10 protein-coding genes are annotated in these 8,105 nt (G+C 28.0%); 9 read left to right on the top strand and 1 reads right to left on the bottom strand.

Annotated elements, in window-relative coordinates; all coding sequences use genetic code 11:
- The first annotated feature begins 35 nt into the window (after positions 1-35).
- Entirely contained in the window at positions 36-893 is an 858-nt protein-coding gene (locus B3630_RS09730) for a metallophosphoesterase (protein WP_346897664.1), read from the top strand.
- A gap of 226 nt (positions 894-1,119) precedes the next feature.
- On the top strand, positions 1,120-1,398 hold the full coding sequence (locus B3630_RS09725) for an ABC transporter ATP-binding protein (protein WP_346897662.1): 279 nt from the start codon (positions 1,120-1,122) through the stop codon (positions 1,396-1,398).
- 485 nt (positions 1,399-1,883) lie between these two features.
- Here the strand turns inward: B3630_RS09725 and B3630_RS09720 are convergent, their stop codons facing one another.
- The gene (locus B3630_RS09720; RefSeq protein ID WP_346897660.1) at positions 1,884-2,903 is read right to left on the bottom strand and encodes an IS6 family transposase; all 1,020 of its coding nucleotides are present in this window, start codon (positions 2,901-2,903) and stop codon (positions 1,884-1,886) included.
- Positions 2,904-3,254: 351 nt separating this feature from the next.
- Between B3630_RS09720 and B3630_RS09715 the strand changes: the two genes are divergently transcribed.
- The 7 genes from B3630_RS09715 (at position 3,255) to B3630_RS09685 (ending at position 7,827) form a co-directional block, all read left to right on the top strand.
- Entirely contained in the window at positions 3,255-4,076 is an 822-nt protein-coding gene (locus B3630_RS09715; protein WP_346897658.1) for an ABC transporter permease subunit, read from the top strand.
- On the top strand, positions 4,063-4,884 hold the full coding sequence (locus B3630_RS09710; RefSeq protein WP_346897656.1) for a hypothetical protein: 822 nt from the start codon (positions 4,063-4,065) through the stop codon (positions 4,882-4,884). Before B3630_RS09715 ends, B3630_RS09710 begins: the two co-directional genes overlap by 14 nt.
- A gap of 18 nt (positions 4,885-4,902) precedes the next feature.
- Complete coding sequence (locus tag B3630_RS09705; RefSeq protein ID WP_346897654.1) at positions 4,903-5,709, top strand: hypothetical protein; 807 nt, start codon at positions 4,903-4,905, stop codon at positions 5,707-5,709.
- A 10-nt stretch (positions 5,710-5,719) separates the two neighbouring features.
- The gene (locus tag B3630_RS09700) at positions 5,720-6,397 is read left to right on the top strand and encodes an ABC transporter ATP-binding protein (RefSeq protein WP_346897652.1); all 678 of its coding nucleotides are present in this window, start codon (positions 5,720-5,722) and stop codon (positions 6,395-6,397) included.
- Positions 6,381-6,935: a hypothetical protein gene (locus B3630_RS09695; RefSeq protein WP_346897650.1), complete on the top strand. Its 555-nt coding sequence runs from the start codon at positions 6,381-6,383 to the stop codon at positions 6,933-6,935. The genes B3630_RS09700 and B3630_RS09695 overlap by 17 nt, the downstream gene beginning before the upstream one ends.
- Positions 6,936-7,011: 76 nt before the next feature.
- A complete protein-coding gene (locus B3630_RS09690) occupies positions 7,012-7,563 on the top strand; it encodes a hypothetical protein (protein ID WP_346897648.1) in 552 nt (183 codons plus the stop codon).
- 132 nt (positions 7,564-7,695) lie between these two features.
- On the top strand, positions 7,696-7,827 hold the full coding sequence (locus tag B3630_RS09685) for a hypothetical protein (RefSeq protein ID WP_346897646.1): 132 nt from the start codon (positions 7,696-7,698) through the stop codon (positions 7,825-7,827).
- Positions 7,828-8,105: the final 278 nt, after the last annotated feature.

Below are 8,105 nucleotides of genomic sequence, written 5' to 3'. Positions count from 1 at the left end.
CTGCCAGGAATAGAAAAAAATTTGGAGAGACATATATGAAAAGTAAGTTAAAACGAAAGAGTATAGTTTGCGCTACAGCAGTAGTAATCACTGTTTTATTGTACTGTTTTTTTTATTGGCAAAATAATGGTTTAATGATAACGGAATATGATTATATTAATGAAAAAGTAACAGCAGATACTGATGGATATACGATCATTCAGATATCTGATTTACATAATAAGAAATTTGGAACGGATAACAAGAAGCTTATAGATAAGATAGCAGAAGAAAATCCAGATATGATTGTAATAACTGGGGATATAGTTGATAGTAAACATACAGATATTAATGTTGCTATATCATTTGTTGAGAATATTGTTGATATAGCTCCTGTGTATTATGTTACAGGAAATCATGAGTGTTATTTAAGTAAAGATGATTTTAAAAAGTTAGAAGAAAATATGAAAAATAAAGGAGTACATCTGCTTGATAATGACTATGTATCAGTAAATGATAATTTTTATTTAATGGGTATTGAAGACCAGAATTTTAGTATATATGATAATGCAAATATATTAGATAATACATTAAATGATATGATGAAGAATGTACAAAGTGATGCCTTATGTATTTTATTAGCCCATGAACCACAGCAATTAGATAATTATGCAAAGAGCAATATGGATTTAGTATTGAGTGGACATGCACACGGAGGCCAGTTTAGAATACCATTTACTGATATTGGAATAGTTGCTCCTGACCAAGGATTTTTCCCCAAATATACAGCGGGTGAGTATGAGAAAGATAACACTTATATGTATGTAAGTAGAGGACTAGGAAACAGTATTATACCTATAAGATTATTTAACAGACCTGAAATTGTAAAAGTGATATTGAAAAATAAAGAATAACCTAGATAATATAGGAGTGCCTAGTATTGCAATTGATAATGTAAGTTTTACTTATCCAGGAACTGTTAAAAGAAGCTATAGATAAAGCAGATTTTCAGGTTTCAAAGGAAAAAGTTCAAGATGGTTATGATACCATGCTATCTAGAGAATTTGATGATATAGATTTATCAGGTGGGCAATGGCAAAGGCTAGCTATAGCTAGGGGNNTTTTTACAAGGATAGTAATATGATAATTTTAGATGAACTTACAGCGGCCATAGATCCTATAGAAGAGATTAAAATATATAAGAAGTTTAAAGAGATGTCCAAGGATAAAACTGCTATAATCGTTACTCATAGACTTGGTTCTGCTAAGATTGCAGATAGAATAGTAGTTATGGACAAGGGCGAAATTGTACAAGTAGGTACCCATGATGAACTTATAAGATTAGATGGAAAGTATAGTGAGATGTATGAAGCTCAAAGTAAATGGTATCTTTCGGAGCAGGATGAAAAGGCAGTTTGATTTAAGGGGTTCAATGCAAAATATATCATGAGTAATAATAATTTAAATTAAGAAAATATACAAAGTAACTTTAGATATATTGATGCTTAGTTAAATAGTGTATTCAGAAGTACTTTATACATAAACAACTTTAAATAGAAAATATGACCAAATATGGTTATTGTAATATTTGTCTTATTTCGGTATTATATAGAACAGAAGCCTTGATGGATTTTATACTAAAAGTAATCAGGATTATTATATGTGTGCACGCGTGGTAGGAAAGTTGAAATACTTAAATATTAAAAATCGAGGAAGATTGTAAAAATGTAAAAAGGTATAATGAATTAAATGATTCTGTTAAGCTGATATGAAAAAATAGCTTAATATTTCATAGAATTACTCGCTCTTTGAAAATTATATAGGTTTGGATAATTTATTGCATGGCAAACAAGCCTATGGTAAATAGGATTTTTGTAGGCTAATCAAAGATATTAAAAAAGGTGTTAAGCAGCTACAAACCAAGACTTCTTGTTTAAATCATCAACAGTCATGCCAGCTACTTCGGCAGGAATATAACCATTTAGAGAACCGTGAGGTCTAATAAAATTATAGTGAAAGATAAATAAATATATTAGGTTATTGGCTTTTTCAAAAGAATTAAATCCCTTCTTAGCCTTATACCAAGCTTTAAAGGTTTTGTTAAATGATTCTATTAGATTATTAGTTATGTCGTTAGACATTGGCTTTACAGCAACATGTTTTGTGTTGCTTAATAGCTTGGCTGCTTGGTTATATGAAGGTAATCTATCTGTTATAGAGTTAGTAGGTGATCCAAATTCTTTCGCTTGATTTATTAGTGTAAAAGCTGATTCCTCGCTACGCGATTTTGTTAGGTGGAATGCTAAAATAAATCTAGTTTCAAAGTCTATTGCAAGCCACAAATAGTAACGTTCACCATTAATGAATACAATTGTTTCATCAGCATGCCAATCATCTAAATTCAGGTCTAAAAATTCTTTAAACTTGTCAGCCTTATTTTTAAAGAATGGGGCAAATTTGTTAGTCCAACTGGCTATTGTTACATGAGAAACTTTGATACCCTGCGTAACCCAAAGGAACTGAGCTATCGCTCTAGTAGATGAGTTGTTAAGAAAGTATAAAGTCAAAGCTGTAAGTATTATATTTAGTGAGAATCTCATGCCCTTCATAGATATTGATCCAGTAATTAGCTCGCTAGAGGCTGAATCAATACTAGTATTGTGATATTGAACAATAACATGATTACATTTCTTGCTACCACATTTATATTTATTATAATGCTTATATTGATGATGTAAATAAGTTGCTCTGCCACACTTAGGACATTTAGGGTATAGTGATTCCTTTTTTACACTGACGGAGTCTGGGGCAAATTGACGCTTGCACTTTTTACATTGATATTTTTGATTAGCCTGCTTGTCCAATCCAAACTTATATAATTGATCAGAGTGACAGCGAGGACATTTTATAACTGTTTTGTTCATTGTTCTTCTCTCCTTTTCTTGGGTGATAATTAGTCTTTTGCAAACCTATTATATTTCCAAGGGTTGAGAAGTGCAATGTTCATATAACTTAACAGAACGAACACAATAAAAGGGGGATTTAGAAATGAAAATATCTAGACCACTTACTCAGTTGGGAGATGAGGCTAGGGGTTTATGGAGCCCTGATTCTGTATAATTTGAAATAATATTAAATTAATGTACTTAATTAAACCGAATATAAAGTAAATATTTGAGAAAGTATTTACTTTATATTCAATCTAAGAAATATGAACTAATCATATTAGTACAGTATAGTATAAGTTTTAAAACAATTATTATAAGGAGGTAACCATGTTAAAAATTGAACTTAAAAGAGCTTTTAAAAGAAAAACATTTTTATTTGCATTATTCGTAGGTATTATATTTTGCATATTAGATAATATAGAAGCTAATTATTATAATATAATTAGCTCTTATTCAGGTTATAATAACTATTTTAATGAATTTTTAAAATCAGCTGTATTATCTCCCTATGATTCCTTCACTTTATTTCATTTAACACCATTATCAAACATTTTTATGATGATGATTCCTATTTTGTCGGCTATTTCATATAGTGATTCATATCTTGAAGATGTAAATAGTGGATTTTTAAAAAATGTACTATCAAGATGTTCAAAGCGTAAATATTTGCAAAGTAAGTTTTTAGCTAATTTTATCATCTCAGGAATCACTATTTCAATACCATTACTTATTGAACTCTTATTACTTTTGGCAACACAACCTAATATAAAGCCTGAAAAACTGTATAATGCAATATATATTGGAAGTCTAAATTTAGATATGTATTTAAATCAGCCACTGCTATATACATTAATTTGGATATTTATATCATTTATGTTTGCAGGGGTAATTTCGAGTATTGCACTTGGGTTTAGTATAGTTATTAGGAATAAGTTTGTTGTGCTTATATCACCATTTATAAGTGTAATGGTGATACATCTATTATTCGATATGATTGGTCTTCGACAATATAGCGTTCTAGACTTTTTATATTTACCTAGTATGGCTATAAGCTCTAAGCCTATTGAAATGTTTATAACTTTTATTGTAATGCTAATGGTAACATATTTGCCATTTTACTTTGGAGGAAAATCAAATGAATCTTTTTAAAAAGGGGAATTACATTTCATCAAGGGAACTATATACGATATTAATTTTTTGTATAATAATTTTTATTATATCTCTTTATAACCCTTTATATAATATGAAAAGTGTATTGAATTTAGCTATACATGATGGCTATGAATTATCAAATTTTGATATTTTGCATGCTTTTAATGGATGGGGATTAATTAGTAAATCTAGCTATATGATACTAATAATTCCTATTTTTTCTGCATTAATAATATACATTGTTGATTATAATAATAGTTTAATAAGAAGGATAAGGCATAAGAGCAGAAATAGGCTATGGAATAAAAAAATAAGATTAATACTGATTTCAGCTTTTTTATTGAGTACTCTTTTAGTAATTGGAGGTTATCTAGTTAGTGGAGTATTTTTGAAAGGATATAATAATACATGGAATACTAAATTAGGTCTTCCTTATTTTGTATATGGAAATACAGAAATATGGAGTAGCTTATCAAATTTATTGGTAACATATAAAGTATTATTAGTCTTTTGGATTACAACATTCTTGGGATTGTGCTTTATTGGAATCTTTATTTGCACCTTTCAGTTATTTATGCGTAATGTATATGTTTATTTGATGGTATTAGTTATAGTACTTGGAGAGGGGAGTAATTTATTTAACTTCAAGATATTAGAGAGTATCGTGATAAGTCGAAATAAATGGATAAATCCTAGTAGCCTTATCGCTAATAATATATGTTTCTTAGCTGGCTTTCTATTACTTTATTTCTGGGGTAAGTATATAAATTCTGAAAGAGATGAAGGACTTGAAAAAAAATATTAGAATGTGTGGTGAAAGACATTGAGTAGTTTAAAGATTATAATGTCTTTAATAAAAAGAGATATAAGGACAAGTAAGAGATCTATTTCAATTAAGTTTGGCACTTTTTTCACTATATTTATAGCATATGTTTTGCTTGTTATATACCATCGTTATAATTATGAAATAGTTAATACTAACAGTTTAATTTTTGAAATTTTTAAGGGCTGTACATATATAGAAAGTTCAACAGGACTTAGTACATCAGGTTTCAAATTTCCAATAATTTGGCTATTTATAAATAGTTTTATAATTTATGCAGTGGGTAATTATTTCTATGAAGATATAAAAATAAATGGTAAATATGTGTTGATTCGAGTGAAAAAAATGCAATACATATATATAGCTAAAATAATATGGAGTATAGTTATGATTATTGCCTATTATGTTATTTTGTTACTTATAAGTGCTATGTTAGGTTACTTGTTCCGTACAGATATATACAAATACATAGACCCTAATTATTTTAAAATAGATACTATAGATTTAATTAAAAATGTATTTGTATTATATACTCTAACATCTATATCGCTAGTTGTTATTTTTATAACATTAACACTTAAGATAAAGCCTGTATATGCTTTTCTTATAGATATTGTATTGTGTGCATCATCTATATTCGTAGAGAGCAAATTTTTTATAGGTCAGCATAGTTTATTAATTAGGCATACTCCCTTTGATTTGGTTCACAATTTTACTATGTATGATTCAATTATATATAATTTAATAATAACTACTTGTGTCATTGCAATAGGATCTGCTTTAGCATCTAAAAAAGAGGTATTTTAAGGAGGTAAAAATGGGACAATCATATATTGAAATTAAAAATGTTACTAAAACGATAAATGGAAACTTGATTCTAGATAATATTACTTTAAATTTAGATAGAGGAAAGGTCTACGGTATAAAAGGGAAAAATGGCTCTGGAAAAACAATGCTATTTAGGGCTATTTGTGGATTTATTAAAACAGAAGGTTCTATAACAGTCAATGGTAAATCTATTGGAAAAGATGGAGGCTACCCAGATAGTGTAGGAGTGTTACTAGAAAATCCAGGCTTTTTACCCAATTATTCTGGATTTAAGAACTTAAAGTATTTGGCTGAAATAAACAAGAAAATAAATGACGAAGACATTATTAATATTTTAAAAGAAGTTGGTTTAGATCCACATGAAAAAAAGTCATTTAGAAAATATTCACTAGGGATGAAGCAAAAACTTGGTATTGCACAAGCAGTTATGGAAAATCCAGATGTAGTAATTCTCGATGAACCAACAAATGCATTAGATGAAGAATCAGTGAAGAAGATAAACTCTATGATAAGGAAGTTAAAGAATGATAATAAATTAGTATTTATATCTAACCATAATCGTGATGAGCTAGAAATGATCTGTGATGAAATATACTCTATAGAAAATGGTAAAATATATGATCATGTAATTATGAGTGAGGAAAATATCAATGAAAAAAAGAACTAAGATGTACATTGGAATAAGTGTTATTTTCATTATCATATTAGGGTTTTGTTATTCCTATCACAGAGTTAATTTAGGTATACCACGTGAGTATAATCTTCAAAAATATAGCCAAGGAGAAGCTGTTAAGTTAGAAGATTTTGAAATAACAGGAGATGGCATTACTAAGTTAGAAGGTAGCGACGAATATAATCCAGGGCAATCTAGGTACTCATATATAGTAGATTTAACAATAAAAAATATAAGTGATGAAGATAAAGACATAAAATCATTTTATCTTCATAGTTTTCTTATAAATAAAAGTGATTTCATTAAACTCAGTGTGCCACAAGAAGCAGTGGAGGGTAGTCCTGAGGTTGAGGCTGTGCTGAAAAGCCAAGAAGAAATAAATATAAAATTAACATTTGAAACCTCACAAAATTCTAAAAGTGATATTTTTGAATATTATTTTTCAAAAGAATTATATATAAATGACATTAAAAGTGATTTAGAAAACTTAAAGTTTCATGAAAAATATATTGAATTAAATATGGGAAAATAGATTATTATAATGGAGTAAATAATGAAAAAGAAATGCTTGAAAAAAAAAGATTATTTTAATTGCAATAATAGGGATAATGTTTATAGTATTGGGCTTAACCCATATTGTAAAACAATTTAGATATGTAAATACTTCTAAGGATTTGTCATCAATTGAAATCAATGAAGAATTCTTTAATAGTATGAATGAAAAAGAATTATTGCATTATAAAGTTATAAATTCTATCGATTTTTTTGAAACTGTTGAAGGTGAAATATATAACTTGGGGTTTCCTATTACAGATAATGGTACAACTAAATATATTATTGATATAAAAAATAATCGTAGTTTAGTTCATGAAGAAACAAGTAATAAAAATAGTGATACAATTTTTAATAATGATGGTTGTATAGAGTTCTATAATACAGATAAAATTTATAGAAAAATAAGGACGTCAACAGATGAAATTGCACCTAATAGTAATGTAAAAGTTTCGGATTTAAATAAATTGATGCCTAAACAACGCTATAAAGATGGAGATGTATTATGCAGAAGTACTAACTTAACTTTGGGAGTTTCTAACAGTATTTTAGATGAAACTTATTTAGGAAAATATATGGAAGATTATGATTCCTGGTCAATTGAATGAAATGAAGAATTTATTGGCAGACAATGTACAAAAATTTCAGGGAAAAAAGGTCTTGTAGATCATATATCAAAATCAGAAAAGTACACAGCGCTAATTGATACGGAGACTGGTATTGTATTAAAATATGATGAGTTGACTTCTGAGGATGAAGCAGTTGTTGGATTTGAAACAAAGTCTATTAAGTTCAATGAAGAATATGATTTTGAATTATTTGACTTATCAACTGAAGGTTATACTGAAAAAGTCTTTGAAAAGAAAAAATAGAGTTACAAATTTAAAAGTTTTTTATAGTAATAATAGTATTAGAAAATGGATGATACTTTGAGACTAGAATATCAATTGTTCATGGTTTTCTATGTAGTAATGTAGATGATATATGTGGAGAAATGGATTTAACTAAAACAGAATACAACTTTATTAAAAATTATTTAGGTAATATAGAATATAATTCATATGACAAGTTAATTCAATTATGTGATGTATTGGCTCTTCCATCAGGATTTTGCTTAATAGAAAAAAGGATGGTTGATGTGGTTATGAGA

It is taken from the genome of Clostridium sp. UBA7503 (assembly GCF_002477055.1).
Taxonomy (GTDB): domain Bacteria; phylum Bacillota; class Clostridia; order Clostridiales; family Clostridiaceae; genus Clostridium_J; species Clostridium_J sulfidigenes.
This window is presented reverse-complemented; position numbering and strand designations above follow the sequence as displayed.